Below are 25,955 nucleotides of genomic sequence, written 5' to 3' on the forward strand. Positions count from 1 at the left end.
CCTTACAGCATACAAGTGTAAAGCTTCTGTCAGATAGTACCTGATTCATATTGTACTGTACAGGTGTTGGTTAGTTATATCTAACATAGGCACGCACTATTATGTCATTAAAATTATAAATTGTCAAGGTAATTAAAGTCAGTAAATAAATTAATATAATTTATAAATAAATTAACCGGTCCAATTTATTTTATGCTTTACCTTTATGCACAGAAGCACTATAATCGTTGTAATAAGCAGTTTGGAGGTACTTATGAAACTGAGAAAATTTACTGTCTTTCAGATAAAAAATGATAGCAAGTGTTATTATGCTTATACTTGCAGGAAATATGTATTATTCCGGTAATAACAATCAATATGCCATTTTTATAGGCATAGGAGGTATATTAATTTTGAATGCCTATTCTACGGGAAATAAGAAAAAAAAATAGTGTTTTATGTTTATGAAATATCTTAGCCAAAATTGGACTTATTACAAATCCAAAAACTTTACTCCCGGATTCATATGTGTTCTACATACATTTGGAAGACCATTAGAGTGGAATCCCCATATTCATTGCCTAATATCTGAAGGTGGACACTCCGATGACGGGGAATGGAGAAATATCCGCCACTTCAACTACAAACTCCTGCGTGAATCATTCCGTACGGTTTTGTTAAATGAACTTGAAGCTACGCTTGGACCATCATTTAAATGTATAAAGGCACAGATGTACAAACTGCTTGACAAAGGATTCTATGTTTATGCAAAACCAACTCTTGCCGATCTATCCCATTCAATGTCCTAACTGTAAAACAACAATGGAAATTTTAGAAATTTACCATAACCATCACCGGGTTTCTCTTCAAGAACTTTATGAAAGGGCACATATTCGCTATATGGCGAAGCATTGGCGTTCCAGTACTTAATTCATGTATTTACAGCCTCCGCAAAACGGTATAAAATTGAGGTAAAGGAGGCAACTGATATGACTGAAAAAGAACTTGCAGAGGAACTCAGAAAAAAATATATGCTCAATCCGCCGGAAGGCATGACCAGTGAGGACATCCGCTACATGAGTGTGGGTGACCTGCTGGACATGGATTACTTTCTAAACGATGAGGATACTGACGATGTAGGTGAAGAAGGATTTTATATCTTTTAACCTCGCACCACCTTGTTTTCTATGCCCGCAGACTGGCGGGCATTACTGTTTTAAATGTCTTGGCATCGTTTAAAACGGAGGAACTTCTTATTAAACAAAAAAATCCTCTGCTTGTTATATATATCATTTCACTAAATTTTATAGTAAGAATAATACATATAAAAGCAAAGGATACTGTTAATTTCTTAACCTTATTTATCTCTGTAATGCTTACCACATTGCATAATTTCCAGATTGTCACCTTCTATCCGAAATACAATCCTATTCTTTTCATCAATACGGACACTCCAGTATCCGGCCAAGTTTCCGATAAGCGGTTCAGGTTTCCCGGTACATTTATATCCATTTCTGTCAATATCATTTAATAGTTTATTTATTTTCTTCAATGTCCTCTTATCTTGTGTCTGCCAGTAAACATAGTCTTCCCAAGCTTCATCTTGCCACAGTTTCTTCATCAATCTACCTCTATCAGTTCATGTTCTTTTAATGTACTTTCACCTGAACGAACTGAATTTATACGTCTCTCAAGCTCAGCCATATTTTCCCTGCTATAAAAAGGATCTGCTGATAGCTCAAATGGTATACGGTTTTCTCTGGCAACTTTTTTTAGAAAAATATTGATAGCTGTAGACATACTAAGTCCAATTTCATTAAAAGTTTTTTCTGCATTACGCTTCACCTCTTCATCTACACGCAAGCTGATCTGTGTCATATTATCACTCCTTTCCATAGTTTTATTATATTACACCTTATAGATTTACACAAGCATTTTAATATACATTTGCAAGTAAGGTGCAGATTATAAACTATTTCTAAGTATTGTGCTGATATAGTCGCCTTTTTGCCTTGCTATGCAGGCAGTTGCAAAAGTCATTGTAGCTGCATATCGTTCATATTTATAGGAGGGATCTGTAAGTACAGGCATTCCATAATATGCATTCTTCTTATTTTTCAGGTCAATGAACCATTTTCCGCCAATATATTTTCTAAACGTCTCACCAATGTAAATCGTAAGATAATCAAGCATCTTACTGTCGGCGATCAGGTCTTTAATCTCTTTATAATTAGCTAAAATCCAGCCTTCAATTTCATCCAGCGACTCAATACTGTAATCAAGCTTCAACTTTTGCTCTTTAGCAAATTCTCCTGTAAAATAATCCATCTTAAAATCAATAAGAATGAGCCATTCCTCAAAGTTTTCCTGTGTATACCCCATGTTAAACTCCCTTCACACTACTATTACCTCTATTAATATTATAAATACCCTTTATTATCTTAATAATGATTAACCTCTATTATTATAATTAATCAGACAACCACTCACAATTATATCCTTCTCCTCATCTGTCATAGCACCGAGAGACAACTCTATCTCCTTAGTTCCGTTTTCATTTACTATCACAGCTTTCACATTACTCTCTCCGTTTTCGATAACAGACTTAATTCCTTTTATATAAAGGAAATCACCTTTATGAAAAGGAATATTTTCATCTTCATAAATAAACGGTATCATACCCCAGTTCATTACATTTGAGCGGTAACGCTTGGTTGCATAACTCCTTGCAATATTGGCAAGTCCTCCAAGCACACGCTGACAGCTTGCCGCCTGCTCTCTGGCTGAGCCGTCACCCGGCTTAACCGCATAGATGGCACTTCCTATCTCCGTAAGTTCAGACTTAAAATCATCATCATAGGTCTGTAATATGGCTACCACCTCATTAAGTTTATCATCGGTAAAAGCCTTACCTGCAAGTCTTTCCTCTTCCATACTTCTAACCTTTTTTGCCTCACCCACATAATCAGGATCCTTCCTTGAAAGAGTGAACTCCGCAAGCCCGAGAGGATTTGAGCGGTACGAACTGGTTTCACCCGAAGGAATAAGTTCATCAGTTGTAGTAACCGGATCATGTATTTCTGAAACTATCTTAATCAGTATATCATCTGCAAGCTTCTCCATCTTTGGCCAAGGCACTATATTAGGTCCGTATTTAAGTTCAGCAGAGAAATCCGGCTTGCCGACACCGTTAAATACCCTGTTATCGTATATTTTTCCGTCATAGAAATACTTAGGATTACTATATTCCACATCTATCTCACAAGCAGAAGTCAGTCTTCCCTTATTTGCCGCAGTTGCAGCTATACTTCTTGCATCCATAAGGGCAACCGAAGCCATCTGTCCGCTTCCGGGCTTGCTTCCTTCCCTGCTTGGGAAGTTTCTCGTAGAATGTCTTATGGAAAATGCTCCGTTTGCAGGCACATCTCCGGCACCAAAACAAGGTCCGCAGAAGGCCGATTTTACAACCGCTCCTGTTTCCATAAGTGTTGCAACAGTGCCATTTCTTACAAGTTCTATGTAAATAGGCTGGCTGGCAGGGTAAAGACTCATAGAGAACTCATCGTTTCCTATATATTTACCCTTAAGTATATCTGCTGCCGCACAGAGGTTCTCAAAACCGCCTCCTGCACAACCTGCTATTATTCCCTGGTCTACCTGAATTCTACCGTTTTTAATTTTATCCATAAGTGAAAATTTAATATCTTTACCGAAACTTATTTTTGCCTTTTCCTCCACCTCGTGTAAAATATCTTTAGGATTTTTATTTACCTCATCTATTAAATAGGTATTGCTTGGATGAAACGGCATGGCTATCATAGGTCTTATTTTATTCAAATCAACTTCAATAAGTCCATCATAGTAAGCAGGGTCTGTAAGTTTAAGTTCCTTATAATCCTGCGGTCTTTGATGTATCTCATAAAACTCCTTAACCTTCTCATCAGTTTCCCAAATCGAAGAAAGGCAGGTAGTTTCGGTAGTCATAACATCTATGCCTATTCTGTAATCAACACTCAGATGTTTAATTCCATCGCCTATAAATTCCATTATCTTATTGTTTACATAACCCTTTTCAAATACCTCACCTATAATAGCAAGGGCTATATCCTGTGGCCCAACACCCTTTACAGGCTCTCCTGTTAGTCTTACGGCTACGACCTCAGGACAGGCAACATCATAGGTCTGGCCAAGCAGCTGCTTAACAAGCTCAGGGCCACCCTCTCCTATAGCCATAGTACCAAGCGCACCATATCTGGTATGGCTGTCTGAACCAAGTATCATTCTGCCACCGCCTGCAAGCACTTCTCTCGCAAACTGATGAATAACCGCAAGATTAGGAGGTACATACATTCCACCAAACTTCTTGGCACTGGAAAGTCCAAACATATGGTCATCTTCATTTATAGTGCCACCTACCGCACAAAGCGAGTTATGGCAGTTGGTAAGTGCATAAGGCACAGGAAACTGCTTTATACCTGATGCAACTGCTGTCTGCACTATACCTACAAAGGTAATGTCATGAGAAGCAAGGCAGTCAAATTTAAGCTTAAGATTCTTCATATCTTCTGATTTATTATGAGCTTCAAGTATTCCGTAAGATAAGGTATTCTTCTTAGCCTCTTCTTTTGTTATATTTACACCCTCACCCGCAAGCCTCTCTTTTATATCTGCTCCGTCCTCAAAAACTTTACCGTTTACTATATATACTCCGTTATTCGATAATTTAATCATATATTCTCCATTCTGCCATAGTTACTTATAGGCATAATTCTTACAATTTACCCCAAATTATCCATGAAACATCTTATAAAATATCGTAACCAAGCCACAGCATCTAAGCTGTGATATTTGACAGATGTCCGGTAATATCTCCCCATAGTCACAGCTCTACAACAGTTTATCCTACCGTACTATACAGAAATAAATGTTATGTGACCTCCGGCATAAATAATTGAGGTTCATTTTTATTGATTTTCCCTATAATAAAGCATTTTAAAATAATTATCAAGTATACCTCTTGTCATAATCGTAAATCTGTAATAAAATTAAGCAGAAATACTAACGCATATTAACAGGAGGTAATTATGAGGCATCTGATAAGTCCGCTTGATTTTTCAGTTGATGAAACCAATGATATCTTGGCTCTTGCCGGCGATATCTACAGATACCCTGAAAAATACAAGGAAATCTGTCATGGCAAAAAATTAGCTACATTATTTTATGAACCGAGTACACGAACCCGCCTTTCATTTGAAGCAGCAATGCTTAATCTTGGCGGAAGTGTCCTCGGTTTTTCTGAAAGTTCCTCAAGTTCAGCCGCAAAGGGCGAAACCGTAGCCGATACAATAAGGGTAATCTCAGCCTATGCTGATATCTGTGCTATGCGACACCCTAAAGAAGGAGCTCCTCAGGTGGCTTCCATGTATTCGGAAATCCCTGTAATAAATGCAGGAGACGGAGGACATAACCACCCCACCCAGACATTTACGGACATACTTACCATAAAAGAACTCCGCGGCAAATTAGGAAATATAACAGTGGGACTTTGCGGAGACCTTAAATTTGGAAGAACCGTACACTCTCTTATACAGGAGCTTGTAAGATATCCTGAGATTAAATTTGTACTTATATCCCCGGATGAACTGAAGCTTCCTGAATACGTTAAAACCGAAATCCTTGATGCAAATAATTCCCCTTATACGGAGACAGCCTCTCTTGAAAATGCACTTCCGGAACTGGATGTACTCTATATGACAAGAGTACAACGTGAACGTTTCTTCAACGAAGAAGACTATATCAGACTTAAAGATACTTATATACTTGATATGCCAAAGCTTGCCCATGCCAAGTCTGACCTTATGATACTGCATCCGCTTCCAAGAGTTAATGAAATAGCAACTGAAGTGGACAATGATCCGAGAGCAACCTACTTCAAACAGGCAAAATTCGGTGTCTATGTAAGAATGGCTCTGATACTTCGTTTACTTGAGTTAGCATAAGGAGGTAAAGCATGTTAAATATAAGTGGTCTTAATTCAGGCTATGTAATTGATCATATCCCTGCCGGACTTTCAATGTCAATTTACAACTATCTGAACTTAAGCAAATATGACCATCAGATAGCCATTATAAAGAATGCCAGAAGTTCTAAGATGGGTAAGAAAGATATAATTAAAATAGAGGGAATACCTGAGAATTTAAACCTGGAACTTCTATCCATTTTCGGGGATAATATAACCGTAAATGTTATTGTTGATGGTGTGATTAAAGATAAGCTTCACCCAAGCCTGCCTGAGACAGTAAATAATATTTTTGTCTGCAAAAATCCGCGATGTATAACATCAGCAGAACGCGGACTTAAGCATATCTTTAAGCTTACCGATAAGGTAAACAGAACTTACCGCTGTACATACTGTGAGCAGGCATATAAGATGAATAAGTAATAGTATCGGAGGATTATGGAAGAGAATAAAGAAAAAGAAACTAAGCTTAAGAAAATTAAGCGGGTGCTTGCTCTTATAGGTGTTGTCTTGCTTTTAGGGCTTTACGGAGCTACTCTTATCACCTCATTTATGGCAAGTCCCGCTGCCCATGCTCTGTTTATAGCAAGCTTTGTATGCACCGGCTTTATTCCTGTCGCAATTTATATATTTATCTGGCTTTTGAAATTTAGATAATTATATAAATATCCGATAACCCATGTTTAAAAATATATACACTTTTGATATTGTTTTCCACAATTAAATAGTGTATAATCTATTTTTAGATAGAGGAAATACAGTACTCTTAATAATTATTGAAAATAAAGGAGAAAACTTATGAAAGAATATGTATGTGATGTTTGCGGATGGGTATATAACGAAGAAGAGGGATGTCCAGAGATGGGGATAGCTCCGGGAACAAAGTTCGAGGATCTTCCTGATGATTTCGAATGTCCTGACTGCGGAGTTGGCAAGGATATGTTTTCCGAGCAGTAAGAGATTAAATTTTTAATGCTGTCACCTTCCAAAATTTGGATTGTGGCAGCATTTTTTAAATTAAAATTTATTTAAACTTAACAGTATACACTTCAAAAGGCTTAAGTTTCAAACTAACTTCTTTTACCTTCTTTCCATAAGCATTTACTGTCTCTTCTACCTTAAGCTCTGCTTCTTCATTTTCAAGGAGGTCACAGGTAAATGCCTTAGTAAACTCAGTATCTACAAGAAGCCTTACAGAAGTCTTTGCGTTATCTCTCTCATAAAGCCTTATAACTGTTCCTTCACCGTCTTCAGCCTTTTTAATTGTTTCAATAACAACATTATTCTTATCTACACTAGCATAAGAATATACATCCTCAGCCATAGCCTTATTTACTACCTTAAGCGGCTGGTTAAGATTATATGCTTCATCAGATACATTGCTGTAACGCCAGTTTTCAGCATGAGGATAGAGGGCATAAGTAAAGAAATGCTCCTCCTGGTCGGTTGTAGGATTAGGCTCTATACCTGATTTAATAAGAGTAAGTCCAAGTACTCCGTCTCTTACTGAATGACCGTATTTGCAATCATTAAGGAGAGCAACACCATAGTGGCCTTCTGAGAAATCCATCCACTTCTGGGCACAGCTTTCAAATCTTGCCTCATCCCAACTTGTGTTGGTATGCACCTTCCTTACAGCATTACCAAACTGTATCTCAAATGTAGCCTCATCAGAATGAATGTCAACAGGGAAATGTACCTTTAACAGATGCTGATTATCTTTCCAGTCTACATAGGTCTCAAAGTCTATTCTTCTATTATCTGCATAGAAATGAATCTTCTGTTTGATAACAGAATTGCTTATCTTTCTTTCTACAAGAAGGGTAGCTCTTACCTCTCCTATTTCAAGCCATTCCATCTTTTCTACAGAAAGAGCATCCCAGTATTTCTCTGTATGGAAAATGTCTATATCCCAGTTATCATAGTAGATAGGCTTATCTTCATACATACGGAAAAGATTTCCCTTTTCACCCGCCTTTAAGACTTCCCTATCATTTTCCTTATCGAAAATACTACTAAAAAGAGCATTTTCATCAAGTTCAATCTTATAAAACGGAGTTTCGAGACTTCTGTCTCCTGTAAGCTTAAACGGAAGTTCAGCCTTTTTTTCTGTTTTATCAAAATACAGGGTTCTATAGCCCTTTGAAGGAATATTCTCCACAAAGGCTACAGCTCCGTCTTTTGTAAGCTGGACTTTTACGGCTGTTCCATCCTCATATTTAAGACCTTCATACTCTCCTTCAGGAAGTATAGCTATATCTGAACGTTTATGCCCTGTAGTATTCCATACAGTTATGCCCTCTCTTTCATCTGCAAGGGCTTCAAGTCTTGCCTTTGTCTCTTTTTCAAGATTTTCGGCAATCCTTTCATACTCTTCCTTTGTTACCTCATATACTTCTTTGATGGATGAACCCGGAAGTATATCGTGGAACTGGTTAAGAAGCACTGTTTTCCACATTTCATCAAGCTCTTTAACCGGATAAGCAAGTTTCTTATCTGCAAGAACAGAGAAGAATTCAAGATCCATAAGCCCAAGCTCTGACTTTCTGTTGCTACGCTTATTTCTTGCCATAGAGGTATAGGTTCCTCTGTGATACTCAAAATAAAGCTCTCCTTCCCAGGTTTCAAGTCTCTTATTGTCTTTTACCTTTGCTTCAAGCTCTTCAAAGTATTTACCGGCAAATTCTCTTCTTACCTTAGGTATACCCTTAACTCCCTTTTCCATTCTTCTCGCAGTTTCAAGCATTTCTCTGGTAGGACCGCCACCACCGTCACCAAAGCCGTATGATATAAGAATATCATTGTTTATACGTTTGTTCTGATATCTCTCCCATCCCCCCATCAAAGCATCAGGGTGAAGCTCTCCGTTGTAGGTTGTAAAGAAGTTCACTACAGGCTGACCTATTCCAAGTGTGGTTATCATATGTGTGAAAATCTCTGAGCCGTCTATTCCGCGCCAGATAAAGGTATCATTCGGAATCTTGTTAAACTGGTTCCATGCAAGCTTTGTTGTCATAAAATATTTAATGCCGCTTCGCTTCATTATCTGTGGCAGAGAGCCCGAATAACCGAATACGTCAGGAAGCCAAAGCACCTTATTGTCTACTCCGAATTCCTCTTTGAAGAACTTTTTACCATGCATAAACTGCCTTACAAGTGATTCACCGGAAGTAAGGTTACAGTCTGCCTCAAGCCACATACCGCCCTCAGGCTCCCAAACTCCTTCTTTCACCTTTTCCTTAATCTTCTCATAGATTTCAGGATATCTCTCTTTAAGGAAGACATAGAGCTGTGGCTGACTTGACATAAACTTATACTCCGGATACTCTTCCATAAGCTTTAATACAGTAGCAAAACTTCTTGCAACCTTCTCTCTTGTCTGAGCTACTGTCCACCACCAAGCCACATCTATATGGGTATGACCTATACAGGTAGCTATTACATCACTGTATCCTGCATGGTCTTCATATAAAGCCTTTTTAAGATAATCTCTTGCTGCCTTTATTCCTGCATAAAATTCCTCTGTATAAGGAGTTCTAAGATCAAGGAAGTTTACTGCTGTATTCAGTATTTCCTCGATATCCTGTCTGTTTTTATCATCCTCTGCCATTCTAGGGAAGGCAGAAAGAGGTACCCACAGGTCAAAATAAAGTCCCTCTACCTCTTCATCTATTTCAATTATAGAAGCAATGAAGAGGAATTCATCATGTAAAATTCCGCTGTATGCCTGAATGTCAAAATCAAGCTCTTCTCCGCCCTTAAAGCTATCTCCTAAGAATAAGAGCCTGTGGTTCATGTCCATACCCTGTACCACTTCACCGTTTATGAACACAAGGAATTGCGGATTCTTTGCATCATCCCATTCTTCAATCTGAGTAGCAAGTTTTAAGAAAATTCTTTTGCCCGCCATATTTTCAGGAACAACAAATTTTTTCTTAAACCAGTAATGCTTATCTTTGCCGTACCAATGCATATTTACGGAGTCAAATTCTTCAAAATCTGCCTCAGCCTTCTCTGCCTCACAAGGTCTGAAAAATCTTCCCTCTTTATACTGCCACTTATCTAAGTCAAGCTTTTGCTTTATCTTAAGTTTGTTAAGATTATCACAAATAACCTGTACCCGCTTATCTAAAAATCTCATAGCTTCCTCCTAAAACAAAAAATTTTTACCCAAATTATTCATTTCTTATTTTACATAACTTTAAATTAACATACATAGATATGTTCCACAAGGTATTTTTGAATAACCCGGGTTAAAATGTTTTATAATTTATTCTTTTTTACATATTCAAGAAGTCTGTCTACTGTTGTAAAAGCAAGTCCTGTTACTGTATCTGCACAACCATAGTAAATAGCTATCTTTCCGCTTTCTTTATCATGAAGTGCGGCACAAGGGAATACCACATTTGGAACGTCTCCCATACACTCGTACTGTTCCCAAGGAGCTAAAATATAGTTCTTGCTGCGAGCCAGAACCTTCCAAGGCTCATTTAAGTCAAGAAGGGCAGCTCCCATTCGGTATACAAAGCCGTTACAGGTATTTATAACTCCATGATAAATCATAAGCCATCCCTCATTTGTTTCGATAGGAATAGGACCTGGACCTATCTTAGTGGACTGCCAGGCAGAAATATCATCTTTGATTGTACCCATTACATGTCTGTGTCTGCCCCAGAACTCCATATCCTTACTCTGGCTTATGAAAATATCTCCAAAAGGAGTATGACCATTGTCACTAGGTCTGTTAAGCATCATGTAAAGACCGTTTATCTTTCTTGGGAATAAAACTCCGTTTCTGTTAAATGGTAGATAGGCATTTTCAAGCTGTACAAATTTCTTAAAATCAAAAGTATAAGCAATTCCGATAGTTGGTCCATGATAACCGTTACACCAGGTTATATAGTATCTGTCCTCAATAAAGCAAACTCTCGGATCGTATCTGTATTCTCTCTTTAGTATTTCTTCGTCAGCACCTTCAAACTTTATTGGCTCATCCTCTATTTCCCAGTTGATTCCGTCTTTACTTTTTCCTACAAAGATATCCATACTTATAGAACGGCTGTCACATCTGAACACTCCTGCAAAACCGTCTTCAAATCTCACTACTGCACTGTTAAATACACTGTTTGATATTTTATTGCCATCCCTGCCTATAATCGGATTACCTGAATATCTCCAAACAGGTTCCTTGCCGCCTGTATTGTCTTCCTCCCAAGGTATCTGAGGTAACTTAATCTCACTATTCATTTCTATTCTCCTTGCAAACTGATTTTGAAAAGAGTTTTTTCCGTCAATCGTCGCTTTACGGACAAATTCGGGAAAAAACTCTTCTATTTTCATAAAACAGTATCTAATTTTGTCTTATTCTTATATGCTTATCTGTATCTAAATTTCTAATTATTTAGCAGCATCAATCTGAGCCTGAGCCTTCTGCATCATATCATCAAAACCTGCTTTCCTCATCTCTTCCATCATGGTCTTTACCATAGTCTCAGGATCTTTGGTACCTGTGAAAAGCTCACTCTTATACTTATTGTAAATTTCAACACAGTTTACCATCTCATCTTCAAACTCAGAGACATCAAGGTTGATACCAAGTACAGGAGAAGGAGTTGCCTTAGCATTAAGCTCTTTAACTTCATCCCACTGATTGAAATCTACATCATCTCTCTGTGAAACGATGAAGAATGAACCCTGTGTATAACCAGCCATCTTCCACTCGTCATTGTTCTTGTGAACCTTCTTATCTGCTGTATATGTCCAGTCGGCCTTTTCACCTTCAAGACCATAGAAGAATGAATCTCTTACATAGCTGTCAGTATTTACAAGCTCTAAGAACTGAAGAGCCTTGTCAGGATGCTCGCAGCTGGCTGAGATACAGTTAAGAGAACCACCAACTGTTACGTTAGAAAGTACTGTTTCTCCCCAAGGTACTGCTACTACTTCCTCACCCATATTAGGACCCCATACTGTCTTAGCTGCACCGCTCCAGCCCTGCTCAATACTGACAGGTCTGTACTTAGGCTTCTCTGCAAGTGTAGCTGCATCAGGATTGATAAGTCCGTCTTTATACCACTGATGAAGTAATTTAAGCTCTTTCATTACATCTTCCTGCTCGAAAACAGGCACAAGCTTCTTGCTGCTGTCTGAATATTTTACTCCAAGACCCGGAAGTCCCATACTGTCATATTTCTTCTCTACAAGAGAGTTGGAAACACCTTCTTTGTTAAGCACAAGAGGTACTTCATTCTCACCCTTTTTAATCTTCTTTAAAGGCTCTGTTAAATCGTTAAGATCCTTAAGAGAATTTACATCAATACCATACTTATCAAGCAATTTCTTTACAAGGATAAAGTAGAATGTCATTGAGCTGTCTTTATATGTAGGCACGGCATAAATCTTTCCGTCTACTCTTGTAGCGTTCCAATAATCTTCCGGCATAGAAGCTAAAAGACTAGGTGCATTGTCCTTAAGTAAATCTGTGATATCAAGGAAAGCTCCCATCTTCACATCCTGTACATAAGTATTTGCATTGGTGAACATAATATCGTAGTCACCGCCTGTATTTACAAGAGTACTTCTTCTGCTATCCCAGTCTCCCCAACTTACTACCTCAACATCAATATTTACGCCGATTTTCTCTCCTAAGTACTTATTGATGTGCTCTTTCCAAGCATCATAGTTATCAGGCTGACCACTACCAACCTGTACCCATTTGAGATTTACTATCTCCTCAGGCTTTGTTTCACTTGTTTTGGATGCACTGCTTGTTGTCTTAGAAGCAGATGCTGTAGAAACAGTTGACTTAGCTGAGCTTGTCTTTGACTGGCTTGTCTTGTTATCAGTCTTTGTTCCGCAAGCAGCCAAGTTAAAAACCATAGAAGCTCCAAGTGCTAAAGCTAACAGTTTTCCCCATCTTTTTTTCATAATAAAGTTCTCCTTCCTTTTGTTTACATATATTTATCTAAAAGCATAATTGCTTAAGATTCAACCTTTTACCGCACCTATTGTAAGACCTGTTACAAAGTATCTCTGGAAGAACGGATAAGCACAGGCTATAGGAACTACTATAACTATAGCGATCGCCATTCTTACCGATTCTTTTGGCATATTTGCAAGATACTGCTGTATACTTACTCCGCCATCTGGATTACTTGCAAGGAACTGTATGTTCTTAACCATACTGTTAAGCAAAGCCTGAAGTGATATCAAATCTTTGTTTCTTATGTAAAGAGATGATAAGAACCAGTCATTCCAGTAACCGAAACTTAAGAAAAGTCCTATCGTAGCTATTACCGGCTTAGATATAGGAAGCACTATCTTATTAAATATTCCAAGCTGTGTAGCCCCGTCTATCTTTGCTGACTCTATTACAGAATCCGGTATTGTTGTTCTGAAAAATGTTTTACATATAATAATATTGAAAGATGAGACCGCAAGCGGAAGTATCAGCGCCAAAAGCGTATCACTCAAGTTTAAGAGCTTGTCATTTACAACATAGCTTGCCGCAAGTCCACCATTGAATATCATCGGAATAAATATTACCCAAGTATAAAAACTCTGTAATTTGTAGCTTTTTCTTGAAAGCACATATCCCATGGAAGTTGTAAGTCCAAGTCCGAGTAATGTTCCTCCGATAGTAACAAGTACTGAAATCCATAAGGCTTTAAGTATCATCATCCTTTCTTTCCAAAGATAGATATAAGCCGCATCAGATAACTCTGCCGGGAAGAAGCTGTAGCCAAATTTGGCAAGTGATGCTTCAGAGGATATTGAGATAATGAACACGAAAATTACAGGCACTATACACATTAAGGATAAAATTATAAATATTATATTGAATACAATATTTGTTCCGGACTTTATTTGGTTCAGTCCTTTACCTTTCTTAATAACTTTATTATCCACTTTCATTCTCCTTATTAGATGATTGCCTGTTCTTTATTTATCTTCTTAACCACAAAGTTTGCAGCAAGAATTGTTATACAGCAAGCCACTGACTGTGCCACCGAAGCTGCCGCAGTCTTTCCTATAGGAACATTGGACTGCAATGCATTATATACATAGGTGTCAAAAGTTGATGCCACATCATGTAATGATGCCGGTATCTGCTGTGTTACCTGATAAAAAAGTCCGAAGTCTGAGTAGAAAATTCTGCCTACATTTAATATGAACATCATTATTATAACCGACTTAAGACTTGGCAGAGTAATGTACTTGGTCTGCTGCCACTTACTTGCTCCGTCTATAACCGCAGCCTCATAAAGACTCGAATCTATACCTGTTATGCAGGCAAGATAAACTACCATGCTGTAACCTATACTCTTCCACTGCTGCATAAATATCAGTATAAACGGCCAGTATTTAGGCTCCGAGTACCAGTTTACCTTTTCTAAGCCTATCGAGCTTAAAATATTGTTTACAAATCCCTTATCCTGGCTGAGGAAGGCATATACAAAATAACTTACAACTACCCAGGACATAAAGTGAGGCAGGAACATCATTGTCTGATATACCTTAGACTTTATTCTGCTGTGTATGAGACTTATCATTATAGCCAAAGTAACCGGTATAATAATTCCAAGTATAATAAATACAATGTTATAAGCTATAGTGTTTCTTAATAAAAGTAAAAAGTCATTTGAATTAACAAAATACTTAAAATTCTTTAACCATACCCACTTACTTTGAAAAAGACTCTGTAAGAATCCCGCTCTCGGTTTAAGTCTGAATTCCTTGAAAGCAATTATTATACCGAACATAGGTAAGTAACAAAAACATACATACCATATGAATGTAGGTATACCAAGTATAGTAAGCTCGGTATCGTCCCTGGTCCACTTTTTCTTTCTCTTAGGCAGTGTAGTTTCTTTTTTACTGCTCATTTATATTCCTCCTGCTTATATTGTAGAAGTATCCTAAATAATGCCCTTCTGTTTTCCATCTGATTAACATATTATCATATTAATTAACATTTTGCAACATTTTATTTAATAATTTGTTTTCAATTAAACATTATTTTTAACATTATACCTATAACTCATGTATAACTTTACTAAGAGCCCGCAAAAATTTAGCTAAATATACTGTAATATTTTTTTGTACAGTATTTTTATCTTGAGCTTAGCCTTTAAAAAAGTGTGTGCCCGCACACACTTCGCGCGCGAGCGGTGCCGCAAGGTAAACTTCCCTACCGCGAGTCCGGCATCCCTCGGAGAGATTTTTGTTTAATAGGAAATTTCTTTGAAATTTCCTATTAAACAAAAAAAGCAAGGTTCTTTAACAATAATAGTCAAATCCCCTTGCTTTCCATGTTATTTTCCGGATCAGTTTTACAGGCCTCTAAGTTTGTCAGCATACCGGAATACAACTTTAGAAACTCTGCTAAGCAAACTTTCCTTAGAGTCAGCCCTGTATATGCCCTTATACCTCATAAACCAAATCTCAAGTTCTTCTGCTAGCAGTTTTTTGTCTTCCTCAGATGTGCTCTCAGGCATGACTACTGCCTTACCTATCTTGTTCCAGATATCAATTCCTATTATAGCATTATCAGCTTTGTCAAACTCTGCTTTGTTTGAACTATCCATTGTGATAAACGCTTTTCTGAGTTCTTTTCTAAGATTATAAAGCTCGCAGGAAGCCTTATCTACAGCCTCAATATTTTCCTTAAATCTCTCAAGTCTTTCTGTTAAAGCCTTATGACTTGAAAAACCATGCGGAGCTGTTTTCTCATCAAACCTTCCTTCTTCCGCAAAACCTTCATACAACAGTACGCAACTCCACCAGTCAAAAATTTGGTTAAGTGATGCCTTCTCAAGTAATTCCAAATATGTTTCAGTACAATCACCGTATTCAATCTTCGATATTGCTTTATTTAATTCTTCTTTACCTATGGCGGCTTCTCCCGAATATGCATCTAAATTCCAGGTAAATACTCCGCCATATATAATTCCCGGTACAGCAAATGATGGATTATTTATATGCCCAAAATCTCCCCATTCGGTATTCAAAAGACCTATTGCTTTATACTTTCTTGCATAGCCGCTAAGTGTTTTTATATTTGAATATGCCGTATCAATCCTGTTTATAAGTGTATTCCAGCCACACACACCCGGACAAAGATACAGATTTGCTCCAACCTCAGCAATAGGTTTACAGATATCATCCTTCTGCTCAGCCATATATCCCCAGGCCATGCAGATGGTCTCCTTCGGAAGTTCCTTTATAAATTCAGGAAATTTACAAATTATATCTCCCCAGAACATTGGTACTTTTCCCTTGGCTACTATATATTCACAGAGCTTTTTCAAAAATTCAAGATACATTCTGTCGGTTCCTATTTTTTCAGCCAGCTCTTTAGACCTTCCCTTACCCAGGTCAAAGGTCTCATCCGCACAAATATTTACCAGCTTTGAACTAAAAAGAGGTAAATATTCGTCAAGCATCCTCTTAACTACTTCAAACGAACGCTCATCCGCAACATTTACAGTATGGTGCTGCATCTTTTCCCAAAAAGAAAACGGCTTACCTGCGGCATTTTCAAACTCACAAATATCCTCATAGCTTTTGGTCCTGAGAAGTTCATACAAATGTCCGAAACTTGCAAGTGAAGGCACAAAATCTATATCCCTGTCTTTGCAATATTTGTCAATCTCCATTATTTCCTCAGGAGTAAGCACACTATCCTCTCTCCACATTTCAGAAAATCCTCTGAATGCAAAGGATTGTTCTATATAAAGCTGATACTGATTAATCTTATACCTTGAGAGCAGGTCTATCTGTCTTTTTATAGTCTCAAGCTTAAAGCTCCTTCCTCTTGCCTGATCCATATAAAAACCTCTTGCGGCTATATCCGGTTTATCTTCTATATGAAGTGCAGGCAATAAGGCTCCTTTATTTCTTATAATCTGGCAAAGAGTCTGAATACCGTAACCTACTCCGGCTCTGTCCCTGCCTAAAATCTCGATTTTATCTTCTGTAATTGAAAGTACATAGCTCTGTGCAGGCAATGCATTCACCAGTCTTAAACTTACATCTCCCTTTTTTGCTGCTCCCGCAGTTATTTCAGCTTCTATCCCCGCAAAATTCATCCACTCATTTTTAAGAATCACAGGTAAAGCCCAGCCTGTAGTTATTTTCAACTCTTCGCTTTCTGCAACAATTCTCAACCCTGACTCAGCTAAAAACTCTCCTTTGGTTTCTGCAAGTTTTTTCGGTTTTGGTAAAATATACATATTTTATACTCCTTCATTTAATATTTTTAATACTTTTACTAATTGAATAGTAATATGTAATTAAAAATTTTGCAAGCTGTTTTGTAAATAATTAGAATTAAATTTAATATTGACATTTACTACTAAATTTTATTATACTTAACATAAGTTAACAAAAAAATTAACATTATTAATAGAATGTTGCTTTAAATTTGAAACAACTTATTTTATTCAGAATATTTTTTGTGTTGTTTAACTAAACGCGGAAAGGTAGATTGACAAATGGGCAAAGTAACAATGCAGGATGTTGCAGATGCACTCGGGGTTTCCAGAGTCAGTGTATGGAAAGTTTTTAATGAGCAGCCGGGGGTTTCTGACTCGCTTAAAAACAGTATTATGGAAATGGCAGCAAAACTTGGTTATAACGGGCTTGTACACACAAGTACCGCTGCAGAAACAGGAAGCAAATATAAAAATGTTTCTCTCGTAGTTTCAAGACCGGATTCTTCCGTATTTTGGACTGATATTATCCACAGCATAGCTAAAGAGCTTGCCTTACATAATGTAAATCTTATGTACACCTATATGCCAAGCTCTTATAACGAGAATTTTCAGCTGCCTGATATATTAACAGGTGGTGATATCAGCGGAATTATAGTTCTCAATCTTTATGATAAACATATTATAAAGAGAATAACCAGACTGGAAACTCCTAAGGTCTTCCTCGATACAGTCCCTTCCATAACAGAAAAAATACTGGGCTGTGATTTAGTATTGATAGAAGGTCGAAATTCTATATCAGAAATAGTAGATGATACTGTAAAAAGAGGCTGTACCAGACTTGGTTTTGTCGGAGACGTAAATTATGCCAGAACCAACCTTGAACGCTATTACGGATATACCGACGGGATTGCAATGCACAATATCCCTCTCGAACCGGATATCTGCTTAACCGATACAATAAGCATATCCGGTTATCAAAGCAGGATTTTTAATTTCCTCGATTCTATAAAAGAAATGCCTGATGCTTTCATCTGTGTAAGTGACTATGTTGCACAATATGTAGCCATGTACATATCTAAGTATCCTGAGCGTTTTTCTAAACCTATACTCCTAACAGGCTTTGACGGAAATAAGGAATATGTAAGCGTTGCAGATAAGATAACAACAGCAAATGTCAGCACCAGGCACCTCGGAAAAAAACTTGCTCTGCAGATACTTTACAGGATGGATTGTCCTAATGCCCCAAGAGAGACTATATATGTACATCCTGAAATTACCTATCTTAGTTCGATTTTCCCTAACTAAGAAAACAGAAAAGTGTGTGCTTGCACACACTACGCGCGCGAGCGGTACCGCAAGGCAAACTTCCCTACCGTGAGCTGCGCATCCCTCGGAGAGATTTAAGTTTAATAGGTAATTTTGAAGAAATTTCCTATTAAACTTAAAAAAGCTATGCAAACACGCTGCATAGCCTTTTTTAGCTCCATCTTGATTTAAAAGATTTAACTCTTTCCTCTATTTTTTCTTTCTTTTCTTCAAGGTCAATATCAAATACCTTCATAAACTGAATTGCATAGTCTACAAAAACCAAAAAGAATACAACGCTTATAATAACAATCCCCTGATCTTTGTGTATACGGTCAACAAGGTCATACACCGCATTCTGAAGAAAATACACTATTCCAAGAGCATAAAATCCCCAAGCTATTGTACTTTCAAGACAAATAATTCCCTTATAGTTAAATGGTTTATCATTATAGTCCCACCAAAGTGAGCCTAAAAACTTTATCATTAGTTTTCCTACAATAAACTCAAATATAGTCGCTGATATGGCTCCAACAATATATATGCCAAGATAATTGCCTTTAAGAGGACTGAGCATAATATAGCCAACCAAAGCCCCTACACCGTAAATCGGGCAAAATGGTCCTTTTCCAAATCCTCTGTTGGTTATTTTCCTATTGCAAAAGGACATATAAATTGACTCAACAAGCCACCCCAGCATACTGTAGATAATAAATGCACCAACTAAATGATAAAGGTCAGTGTCAAATATTTCTCTTTCCCACATCTGCTAATAATCACTCCTTTGTTATAATAACTTTTCCAATTCATCCTTAAAAGTATTTACATCCTTAAATTCTCTGTAAACAGATGCAAATCTCACATAAGCCACCTGATCCAGTTCCTTAAGTCTTTCCATAACTATTTCACCAATTTCAGAACTGGAAATCTCTTTCACTCCTTTGTTGAATATAGCATTCTCTATATCTTCTACACAGGCATTTATTTCCTCTACAGGAACAGGACGCTTATGGCAGGATCTAAATACTCCGGATTCAATTTTTGATCTGTCATAGGTTTCCCTTGTTTGATCTTTTTTAATCACAACCAAAGGAATAGTTTCAACTTTTTCATAGGTTGTAAATCTCTTATTGCAACTATCGCATTGTCTTCTTCTTCTAATTGTAGAGTTATCATCCGAAGGTCTTGAGTCTATAACCCTCGTGTCTTCATTACCGCAAAATGGACATTTCATCCCCAACCTCCCAAACAGAACAGAGTTTTACTTTCTTCCTTTTATAAGGAATTCAGGAATTTTAATATCTGTATTATTAGAGTCATTTGTTATCTTCTCGGCAGCAGTTGTTTTTTCCGTAACCGAAGAAGTTCTCGCAGTCTGCCTTCCGGAGGATGAGAATCCTGTCCTTCCAATACCTGTCCTGGTCGGAACAGTTTTCTTTACAGGTTCGGTAACTGTCTTTCCTTCCTCACTCAGTCCGGTAGCAATTACAGTAACAGTAACCTGGTCTTTATCAGTTGCATCATATTTTGAACCGTAAATAATATTTACGTCACTCTCATCTCCTATCATTTCCTGAAGATGATCTACTGCATCAGCAATCTCCTGCATAATGATGTCTCCGTAGAAGTTTACAATCATGTCTGTTGCACCTGCAATGCTGATATCAAGCAACGGGCTCTCTGCAGCAATCTTAACTGCCTCAAGACATCTGTTTTCTCCTGTACCCACACCGATACCGATATGTGCAAGTCCCTTATCTTTCATTACGGTACTTACGTCAGCGAAGTCAAGGCTAACATCAGCATCCTCCGCAATCAGATCTGTAATTCCCTGAACACCCTGTCTGAGAACCTCATCTGCCTTGGCAAAAGCTTCCGGCTGGGTAGTCCTGCGATCCATAATCTCAAGCAATTTCTCATTCTGTATAACTATGAGTGTATCTACTACCTCACTCATCTTGGTTATTCCCATCTCAGCATTTCTTGACCTTCTTGGGCCTTCAAATCTGAACGGTCTGGTAACAACACCTACTGTAAGAATTCCCATTTCTTTAGCAATTTCAGCTACTACAGGAGCAGCTCCGGTACCGGTTCCTCCACCCATTCCACAGGTAACAAATACCATGTCCGCACCGCTAAGTGCAGCCATAATATCCTCTCTGCTCTCCTCAGCGGCTTTTTCACCAACTTCAGGTTTTGCTCCGGCTCCGAGTCCCTTGGTGAGTTTCTCACCAATCTGGATACAGGTAGGAGCAGTACAGGAAATCAACTGTTGCTTATCTGTATTAATACTAATAAACTCAACTCCCGCAACACCCTCACAAATCATTCTATCAATAGCATTATTTCCTGCTCCGCCAACTCCGACTACTATAATTCTGCAAGTTCCGGAATCTCTCTCATCTTTTATCTCTACCAAGGTCTTCTCCTCCTACAAATTCATTACACATATTACAATAATTCAAAACATTGATATATTATCCCACTTAATGATATACATTCCAGCCAAAATAATCAAGGTTTTTTTACAAATTTTATGATTTATCTGCTTCAAAAATTACTCTTTTGTTTTTTTCCGAAAAATCCTCCATATGCAAAGTCCCTTTCATGCCTTTAGTTTTAGATAATAATTCAACTAAATTTGATATTTGTTCATCAAAATGTTTTCTTTTGCCAAGTATTATCTTAACATTTCCATTGTACAGCTTTATAGACAGATTTTTTTCGAATTCTATTTTATCTATATTAATCTTATACTTTTTTATCAGCTGCGTAATATTAAGTGTCAGCTCAAATACTTCCTTATTCTTAGCAGTTATAGGTTTATTAAATACTGCAGCTTCATAGCTTATACCTGTTACTGCAGGAAGCCCCTTCCTTCTTTTTGTTATGCTTCCCACCATAATTCCGTCTTTATCAAAGCAAATATATTCACCCATGTATGGCAGACAGCCCACAACTTCTTTTTCAATGGCAGCAACCGTAAGGCTGTGAAATCCCGTCAAGTCTACCTCAAGTTCGTCAACAAAAGGAATTGTTATACTTTTATCATATTTAATTTTAAAATATGTTAATATTGTATTACCGCCTATATAATATTTTTTTAATTCATTCTTAAGTTTTTCTTCCGTATAATACGTATTTCCTTTTACTTTCACCTCCTCAAGAGTTGAAGACATAATAACCCCGGAAGCTGTCAGTATAAGTATAAAAAATATTAAAAAAATTATTCTAATCTTATTACGCATATATACTCCCGGTTATTCTAACTTTAATATCTGTCATCTCAAACTCAAAGTCCTGTTATTATTATAATATTTCCCCGCACGTTTTGCCAGCAACCTGTTCTTATACTCTATTTTCCATGATATATTTAAAAATATCCCTATCTCAAACAGCATAATTATAACGGCCGTTCCTCCAAAGCTTATGAAAGGAAGAATAACACCGGTTGAAGGTATAACACTGGTAACCACCAAAATATTCAGCACCACCTGTATACCTATCTGTGACATTATTCCGACACCTACCAAGGCACCAAACCTGTCTTTGGCATTCATAATGACCACAAACATTCTTATAAGAATAAGCGCAAATAAGAGTATAATTGCAAGACCTCCGAATAAACCAAACTCTTCACAAATAATTGTGAAAATCATATCATTGTAGGCCTCCGGAACTCTTCCATACTTCTGTTCACTGCCGCCAAGTCCCTTGCCAAACAATCCGCCCGATGCTATGGCATACAGTCCCTGTAAAATCTGCTGTCCTTTTTCACTCGTTTCTACATTTTCCAAAATTTCAAAACGATCACTTCTATATCCACCAAAGAATTTTACTCCGACTTTTACGGCTACCCCTGCAATTCCTGCCAAAACAAAATAAGGCAACGTTTTTTTTGCATTAACAAAAATTATAACACCGTATATCGCAGTAACTATTATGGCAGCACTCAGGTTTTCCTTCAGAATCAGAGCAATCAGAGGCGTAACATATAGCATAGCCTTTATAAAACCCCAAAATGTATTTATCTCTTTTGGCTTTCTTGAACAAATATAAGCACCAAAAATTATAACAACAAACTTTGCCAACTCTGAAGGTTGAAAGGTAAATCCTCCAACTACCAGCCATCTCCTTGCCCCATTATGTATAGGTGCAAGAAAACTCGTATATCCCTGTAAAACTGTCATCCCTACAAGCAGGGTTCCGGGCAGAGATATAACAAATGATTTTCTATGTAATAAAGCCCTTAAAAACCTCGGAATAGGTAATTTTACTCTAAATTTAAACCATTTATAATTTATAAAAGAAAATAATATCATAAGACCAAATCCGGCTCCTATGGTTATTAACTGTCTCTTTAAAAAATATGTTGATTCAAGATTCTTACTTTTTGCAATATATGCACTGGCACTATATATAATTATCAATCCGATTGCACAAGCGAAAAGGATAAGAAAGGCAAGATTAAAATCATAATATCTCATTCCGATTTTACGATTTTTACTTTTGCCTTTTTTAGTCCTTACCACTTTTTCCATACCATCACCAACCATCCTTACTCATATCTATAACGCAATAAATCCAACAAAACATAAAATTATTGTTACAACAGCAAACATCGCCACAACTCTTGTTTCTTCAAAACCAGAGAGTTCAAAGTGGTGATGAATAGGTGACATTTTGAATATTCTCTTGCCATGTGTAAGCTTAAAATAACTCACCTGAATCATAACAGATAATATCTCTGCAAGATAAATAAATGCCACTATAATTATAAATAACGGCGCCTTAAGCATAAAAGCCTGTGCAGCTACAAAGCCGCCAAGCGCGAGTGAACCTGTATCTCCCATAAATACCTTGGCCGGATAAGTGTTAAATATAAGAAAACCAAGCAGTGTTCCTATCATTATCATAGCCGTATCCGAAACAGGAGAGCCGATTCTTACGGAAAGCACCGCAAAAAACATTGCAATTATAAGCGTTACCGTAGTTGCAAGTCCATCAAGTCCATCTGTAAAATTAGCACCGTTCACTGTTCCGAGTACTGTAATAAATACAAATGGTACAAATAATACACCGAGATCCCAAACAACATTTCCCTTAGTGAAAGGAATTACAATTTTAGTAAGCTCAGGATAGTTATTCATAATAATATAAGCGAATACCGCTGTCAATACAATCTGCAATCCTAACTTCTGCCAGGCTCTAAGTCCCAGAGAACGTTTTTTGGCAAGCTTGATATAATCATCCAAAAAACCTATGAAGCCAAAACCGGCAGTAAGTAATATTACAGGAAATAACTGTGGCTCATTCATCATATATGCAAGCCCTGTGACTGTAAATGCAGCAAGCATAACTATTCCGCCCATAGTCGGTGTGCCTGCCTTTTTTAAATGGCTCTCCGGTCCTTCTTCCCTTACAAACTGTCCAAACTTCATTTTGTGCAGAACCGGTATAAAAACTGGACAGAGAATTACCGTAAGTATAAATGAAATAAATGCAGGTAAAAATATACTTAATGAGAACATTTTAATTACTCCTTAACTTTTTCTGGATAAACACCGAGAACCTTAAATACTTTTTCTACAACCTCATGAGCCAGTGCAGATGCTATTCCTGTGGCCGTCTGATCTGCTATATGAGGCTGATCCACAACCACATAAACTACAGCTTGCGGATTATCATAAGGCGCACAGCCTATGAAAGACAGAACATAATTGGTCTCCGATCTTACCATTTTTCCGTTTACATTATCCAGTTTCTGTGCAGTTCCTGTCTTACCGGCAAGTTTATAACCGGCTGTTTTGGCTCTCCAGCCCGTACCGTTTTCAACTGTTTCATAAAGGGCTTTCTGTATAAATTCAGCAGTATCCTTTGTCACAGTCTTCTTCATAACTACCGGTTCATTCTTCTCAACTACAACTCCTGCATCATTTACCAATTCTTTTACAAGATGCGGTTTATAGTATGTCCCTCCGTTTACAATGGATGAAAAACCCGCTGCCATCTGGATCATTGTCACAGATACTCCCTGTCCAAAGCTGCTGGTTGCAAGTTCTACAGGGTTTAACTGTTCCTCATTATAAGCAAGACCTGTTGTCTCTCCCGGATAATCTATTCCTGTTCTGCTGCCTATTCCAAACAGATTCTGATATCTCGCAAAATCTTTTTTGCCAAGTTTTCTTACAATCTGCATCATTACATCATTACAGGACTGTTCCAGACTTTTTGATAAAGATATCATTCCATGTCCGTCCCTTTTTACACAACGTATTCTTCTGTCCATAACATCTTCGAAGCCGTCACAGTAAAATGTATCATTCTGTTTAATTACATTTTTTTCAAGGCAGGCCGCTACAGTAAACGGTTTAAAAGTTGAACCCGGTTCAAATATATCGCTGGTGCAGTAATTTTTCCATATACGGCTTAATTCTTCCAACTTCCTGTCTTCATTCATGGCATCTATTTCAGACTGTTTGAAATATGGGCTCAGATCTCTCGGATTATTTAAATCATAACCTTTGTTTGAAGCCATAACATAAATCTCACCATTGTTTGGATTCATAACAATAATACCTACATTTTGGGCACCTTCGGTTTTCTGATAATTTGCGATTATATCCTCTGTAAGCTTCTGTGCATCGGAATCTATTGTTGTTACAATATTTAATCCGTTTTTAGCTTCAATTTCGGTTTCCTCCAACTCTAAATTAGAGTTAAAGTAACCATATCTTACACCATTTTTTCCATTCAGCTTTGAATTGTAATATCCCTCTATCCCCCATTCAGCAGTATCTCCTGAGTAAGTAAAACCGACAACATCGCTGGCTACAGTTTTCAAAGGATAGGTTCTTTTGTAGTAACCCTCAAAATTATAGCCCATTACCATATCTTTGGCTGTATCTTCTTTTTCCTTCTTGGTATCTCTTTTATTAAATTCATTTACAGCCGCAACAAATTTCTCTTTCTCATCAAAACTTATTTCTTTTTTTACTACCTGATACATTGAATCAGGATTCTTTTCAATTATCTGTTTAAGCTCATCCGCAGAAATACCAAAATATTCGCTTGCAAATTTAATAGTAGGCTCTTTATAATCCTCTTCTTTAGCTAAGATTATTTTTGGCTCTAAAACAAAATTATACACCAAAACAGACTTGGCAAGAGCTACGCCACGTCTGTCCAGTATATCTCCTCTTTTTGCTATTATAGGATTGCTGCTGTAAGTCTGCTGTGATAAATATTTCTTTTTATATCCGTCTCCCTTTCCATGTGCTACATTTATTACTGCGATAGATATTCCCACAAAGGCTAAAGCAAATATTCCGGCTGTCATTAAAATCTTTTTCTTAATTGTCATTCCACGCTTTTTACGTGTATTTTTCCTGCCGGCTCTCCGCCGTCTATCAGTATTGTTTACTCTTCCCGACATT

General features: G+C 37.4%; 23 protein-coding genes and 1 pseudogene. 7 read left to right on the forward strand and 17 right to left on the reverse strand.

The genetic code is table 11. The features are described from left to right. Positions 1-476 precede the first annotated feature (476 nt). Together GCWU000282_RS17580 and GCWU000282_RS16845 are read left to right on the forward strand one after the other, a co-directional pair. Positions 477-767: pseudogene (locus GCWU000282_RS17580) on the forward strand (transposase); the annotation flags it as partial. Positions 768-968: 201 nt separating this feature from the next. Then, positions 969-1,145, forward strand: a complete 177-nt coding sequence (locus GCWU000282_RS16845; protein ID WP_169730274.1) for a hypothetical protein — start codon at positions 969-971, stop codon at positions 1,143-1,145. 191 nt (positions 1,146-1,336) lie between these two features. On the opposite strand, the gene GCWU000282_RS13425 is transcribed toward GCWU000282_RS16845, so the two are convergent. The 4 genes from GCWU000282_RS13425 to GCWU000282_RS13440 all read right to left on the reverse strand — a co-directional run bounded on the left by GCWU000282_RS13425 (position 1,337) and on the right by GCWU000282_RS13440 (position 4,710). Then, positions 1,337-1,600: a Txe/YoeB family addiction module toxin gene (locus tag GCWU000282_RS13425; RefSeq protein ID WP_023355702.1), complete on the reverse strand. Its 264-nt coding sequence runs from the start codon at positions 1,598-1,600 to the stop codon at positions 1,337-1,339. Then, entirely contained in the window at positions 1,600-1,857 is a 258-nt protein-coding gene (locus GCWU000282_RS13430) for a type II toxin-antitoxin system RelB/DinJ family antitoxin (protein WP_035041096.1), read from the reverse strand. Before GCWU000282_RS13430 ends, GCWU000282_RS13425 begins: the two co-directional genes overlap by 1 nt. A gap of 87 nt (positions 1,858-1,944) precedes the next feature. Next, positions 1,945-2,361 carry a hypothetical protein gene (locus GCWU000282_RS13435; protein WP_023355704.1) on the reverse strand — a complete coding sequence of 139 codons (417 nt, stop codon included), beginning with the start codon at positions 2,359-2,361 and terminating at the stop codon, positions 1,945-1,947. Between the two features lie 69 nt (positions 2,362-2,430). After that, complete coding sequence (locus tag GCWU000282_RS13440; protein WP_023355705.1) at positions 2,431-4,710, reverse strand: hydratase; 2,280 nt, start codon at positions 4,708-4,710, stop codon at positions 2,431-2,433. Positions 4,711-5,063: 353 nt separating this feature from the next. Between GCWU000282_RS13440 and pyrB the strand changes: the two genes are divergently transcribed. From pyrB to GCWU000282_RS16455, 4 genes are all read left to right on the forward strand, one after another. After that, the gene (gene pyrB / locus GCWU000282_RS13445; RefSeq protein WP_023355706.1) at positions 5,064-5,978 is read left to right on the forward strand and encodes an aspartate carbamoyltransferase; all 915 of its coding nucleotides are present in this window, start codon (positions 5,064-5,066) and stop codon (positions 5,976-5,978) included. Between the two features lie 11 nt (positions 5,979-5,989). Further along, a complete protein-coding gene (locus tag GCWU000282_RS13450; protein WP_023355707.1) occupies positions 5,990-6,421 on the forward strand; it encodes an aspartate carbamoyltransferase regulatory subunit in 432 nt (143 codons plus the stop codon). 15 nt (positions 6,422-6,436) lie between these two features. Beyond that, complete coding sequence (locus GCWU000282_RS13455) at positions 6,437-6,655, forward strand: hypothetical protein (RefSeq protein ID WP_023355708.1); 219 nt, start codon at positions 6,437-6,439, stop codon at positions 6,653-6,655. A gap of 141 nt (positions 6,656-6,796) precedes the next feature. Next, entirely contained in the window at positions 6,797-6,955 is a 159-nt protein-coding gene (locus GCWU000282_RS16455) for a rubredoxin (RefSeq protein WP_023355709.1), read from the forward strand. Between the two features lie 67 nt (positions 6,956-7,022). Here the strand turns inward: GCWU000282_RS16455 and GCWU000282_RS13460 are convergent, their stop codons facing one another. From GCWU000282_RS13460 to GCWU000282_RS13485, 6 genes are all read right to left on the reverse strand, one after another. Continuing rightward, positions 7,023-10,139 carry an alpha-mannosidase gene (locus GCWU000282_RS13460; protein ID WP_023355710.1) on the reverse strand — a complete coding sequence of 1,039 codons (3,117 nt, stop codon included), beginning with the start codon at positions 10,137-10,139 and terminating at the stop codon, positions 7,023-7,025. 122 nt (positions 10,140-10,261) lie between these two features. Continuing rightward, the gene (locus tag GCWU000282_RS13465) at positions 10,262-11,245 is read right to left on the reverse strand and encodes a glycoside hydrolase family 130 protein (protein ID WP_035041100.1); all 984 of its coding nucleotides are present in this window, start codon (positions 11,243-11,245) and stop codon (positions 10,262-10,264) included. A 150-nt stretch (positions 11,246-11,395) separates the two neighbouring features. Continuing rightward, the gene (locus GCWU000282_RS13470; protein ID WP_023355712.1) at positions 11,396-12,925 is read right to left on the reverse strand and encodes an ABC transporter substrate-binding protein; all 1,530 of its coding nucleotides are present in this window, start codon (positions 12,923-12,925) and stop codon (positions 11,396-11,398) included. 60 nt (positions 12,926-12,985) lie between these two features. Next, entirely contained in the window at positions 12,986-13,912 is a 927-nt protein-coding gene (locus GCWU000282_RS13475; RefSeq protein ID WP_023355713.1) for a carbohydrate ABC transporter permease, read from the reverse strand. 8 nt (positions 13,913-13,920) lie between these two features. Next, positions 13,921-14,883, reverse strand: coding sequence for an ABC transporter permease (locus tag GCWU000282_RS13480; protein WP_023355714.1), 963 nt, complete (start codon positions 14,881-14,883; stop codon positions 13,921-13,923). A 447-nt stretch (positions 14,884-15,330) separates the two neighbouring features. Further along, on the reverse strand, positions 15,331-17,232 hold the full coding sequence (locus GCWU000282_RS13485) for a beta-N-acetylhexosaminidase (protein ID WP_023355716.1): 1,902 nt from the start codon (positions 17,230-17,232) through the stop codon (positions 15,331-15,333). A gap of 261 nt (positions 17,233-17,493) precedes the next feature. Between GCWU000282_RS13485 and GCWU000282_RS13490 the strand changes: the two genes are divergently transcribed. Beyond that, a complete protein-coding gene (locus GCWU000282_RS13490) occupies positions 17,494-18,519 on the forward strand; it encodes a LacI family DNA-binding transcriptional regulator (protein ID WP_023355717.1) in 1,026 nt (341 codons plus the stop codon). Between the two features lie 172 nt (positions 18,520-18,691). Here the strand turns inward: GCWU000282_RS13490 and GCWU000282_RS13495 are convergent, their stop codons facing one another. From GCWU000282_RS13495 to GCWU000282_RS13525, 7 genes are all read right to left on the reverse strand, one after another. Further along, entirely contained in the window at positions 18,692-19,285 is a 594-nt protein-coding gene (locus GCWU000282_RS13495) for a putative ABC transporter permease (protein WP_023355718.1), read from the reverse strand. Positions 19,286-19,306: 21 nt separating this feature from the next. Next, positions 19,307-19,753: a transcriptional regulator NrdR gene (gene nrdR, locus GCWU000282_RS13500; protein WP_023355719.1), complete on the reverse strand. Its 447-nt coding sequence runs from the start codon at positions 19,751-19,753 to the stop codon at positions 19,307-19,309. 27 nt (positions 19,754-19,780) lie between these two features. Beyond that, positions 19,781-20,938: a cell division protein FtsZ gene (ftsZ, locus tag GCWU000282_RS13505; protein ID WP_023355720.1), complete on the reverse strand. Its 1,158-nt coding sequence runs from the start codon at positions 20,936-20,938 to the stop codon at positions 19,781-19,783. Positions 20,939-21,053: 115 nt separating this feature from the next. Beyond that, positions 21,054-21,767 carry a cell division protein FtsQ/DivIB gene (locus GCWU000282_RS13510; protein ID WP_023355721.1) on the reverse strand — a complete coding sequence of 238 codons (714 nt, stop codon included), beginning with the start codon at positions 21,765-21,767 and terminating at the stop codon, positions 21,054-21,056. Between the two features lie 33 nt (positions 21,768-21,800). Then, positions 21,801-23,060 (reverse strand): FtsW/RodA/SpoVE family cell cycle protein, encoded by a 1,260-nt coding sequence (locus GCWU000282_RS13515; RefSeq protein WP_169730275.1) that lies wholly within the window; start codon positions 23,058-23,060, stop codon positions 21,801-21,803. A 27-nt stretch (positions 23,061-23,087) separates the two neighbouring features. Beyond that, positions 23,088-24,050, reverse strand: coding sequence for a phospho-N-acetylmuramoyl-pentapeptide-transferase (gene mraY / locus GCWU000282_RS13520; RefSeq protein ID WP_023355723.1), 963 nt, complete (start codon positions 24,048-24,050; stop codon positions 23,088-23,090). 5 nt (positions 24,051-24,055) lie between these two features. Further along, positions 24,056-25,954: a peptidoglycan D,D-transpeptidase FtsI family protein gene (locus GCWU000282_RS13525; RefSeq protein ID WP_023355724.1), complete on the reverse strand. Its 1,899-nt coding sequence runs from the start codon at positions 25,952-25,954 to the stop codon at positions 24,056-24,058. Position 25,955 lies beyond the last annotated feature (1 nt).

Source organism: Catonella morbi ATCC 51271 (assembly GCF_000160035.2).
Lineage (GTDB): Bacteria > Bacillota > Clostridia > Lachnospirales > Lachnospiraceae > Catonella > Catonella morbi.

What these genes read in the sequence shown, in the direction of transcription:
- GCWU000282_RS16845 (WP_169730274.1), top strand. Translation starts at nt 969, where the DNA reads ATGACTGAAAAAGAACTTGCAGAGGAACTCAGAAAAAAATATATGCTC.
- GCWU000282_RS13440 (WP_023355705.1), bottom strand. Translation starts at nt 4,710, where the DNA reads ATGATTAAATTATCGAATAACGGAGTATATATAGTAAACGGTAAAGTT.
- nrdR (WP_023355719.1), bottom strand. Translation starts at nt 19,753, where the DNA reads ATGAAATGTCCATTTTGCGGTAATGAAGACACGAGGGTTATAGACTCA.
- GCWU000282_RS13485 (WP_023355716.1), bottom strand. Translation starts at nt 17,232, where the DNA reads ATGTATATTTTACCAAAACCGAAAAAACTTGCAGAAACCAAAGGAGAG.
- GCWU000282_RS13425 (WP_023355702.1), bottom strand. Translation starts at nt 1,600, where the DNA reads ATGAAGAAACTGTGGCAAGATGAAGCTTGGGAAGACTATGTTTACTGG.
- GCWU000282_RS13525 (WP_023355724.1), bottom strand. Translation starts at nt 25,954, where the DNA reads ATGTCGGGAAGAGTAAACAATACTGATAGACGGCGGAGAGCCGGCAGG.
- GCWU000282_RS13515 (WP_169730275.1), bottom strand. Translation starts at nt 23,060, where the DNA reads ATGGAAAAAGTGGTAAGGACTAAAAAAGGCAAAAGTAAAAATCGTAAA.
- GCWU000282_RS13480 (WP_023355714.1), bottom strand. Translation starts at nt 14,883, where the DNA reads ATGAGCAGTAAAAAAGAAACTACACTGCCTAAGAGAAAGAAAAAGTGG.
- GCWU000282_RS13475 (WP_023355713.1), bottom strand. Translation starts at nt 13,912, where the DNA reads ATGAAAGTGGATAATAAAGTTATTAAGAAAGGTAAAGGACTGAACCAA.
- GCWU000282_RS16455 (WP_023355709.1), top strand. Translation starts at nt 6,797, where the DNA reads ATGAAAGAATATGTATGTGATGTTTGCGGATGGGTATATAACGAAGAA.
- GCWU000282_RS13455 (WP_023355708.1), top strand. Translation starts at nt 6,437, where the DNA reads ATGGAAGAGAATAAAGAAAAAGAAACTAAGCTTAAGAAAATTAAGCGG.
- GCWU000282_RS13450 (WP_023355707.1), top strand. Translation starts at nt 5,990, where the DNA reads ATGTTAAATATAAGTGGTCTTAATTCAGGCTATGTAATTGATCATATC.
- GCWU000282_RS13470 (WP_023355712.1), bottom strand. Translation starts at nt 12,925, where the DNA reads ATGAAAAAAAGATGGGGAAAACTGTTAGCTTTAGCACTTGGAGCTTCT.
- GCWU000282_RS13490 (WP_023355717.1), top strand. Translation starts at nt 17,494, where the DNA reads ATGGGCAAAGTAACAATGCAGGATGTTGCAGATGCACTCGGGGTTTCC.
- GCWU000282_RS13435 (WP_023355704.1), bottom strand. Translation starts at nt 2,361, where the DNA reads ATGGGGTATACACAGGAAAACTTTGAGGAATGGCTCATTCTTATTGAT.
- GCWU000282_RS13495 (WP_023355718.1), bottom strand. Translation starts at nt 19,285, where the DNA reads ATGTGGGAAAGAGAAATATTTGACACTGACCTTTATCATTTAGTTGGT.
- pyrB (WP_023355706.1), top strand. Translation starts at nt 5,064, where the DNA reads ATGAGGCATCTGATAAGTCCGCTTGATTTTTCAGTTGATGAAACCAAT.
- GCWU000282_RS13430 (WP_035041096.1), bottom strand. Translation starts at nt 1,857, where the DNA reads ATGACACAGATCAGCTTGCGTGTAGATGAAGAGGTGAAGCGTAATGCA.
- GCWU000282_RS13510 (WP_023355721.1), bottom strand. Translation starts at nt 21,767, where the DNA reads ATGCGTAATAAGATTAGAATAATTTTTTTAATATTTTTTATACTTATA.
- mraY (WP_023355723.1), bottom strand. Translation starts at nt 24,050, where the DNA reads ATGTTCTCATTAAGTATATTTTTACCTGCATTTATTTCATTTATACTT.
- GCWU000282_RS13460 (WP_023355710.1), bottom strand. Translation starts at nt 10,139, where the DNA reads ATGAGATTTTTAGATAAGCGGGTACAGGTTATTTGTGATAATCTTAAC.
- GCWU000282_RS13465 (WP_035041100.1), bottom strand. Translation starts at nt 11,245, where the DNA reads ATGAATAGTGAGATTAAGTTACCTCAGATACCTTGGGAGGAAGACAAT.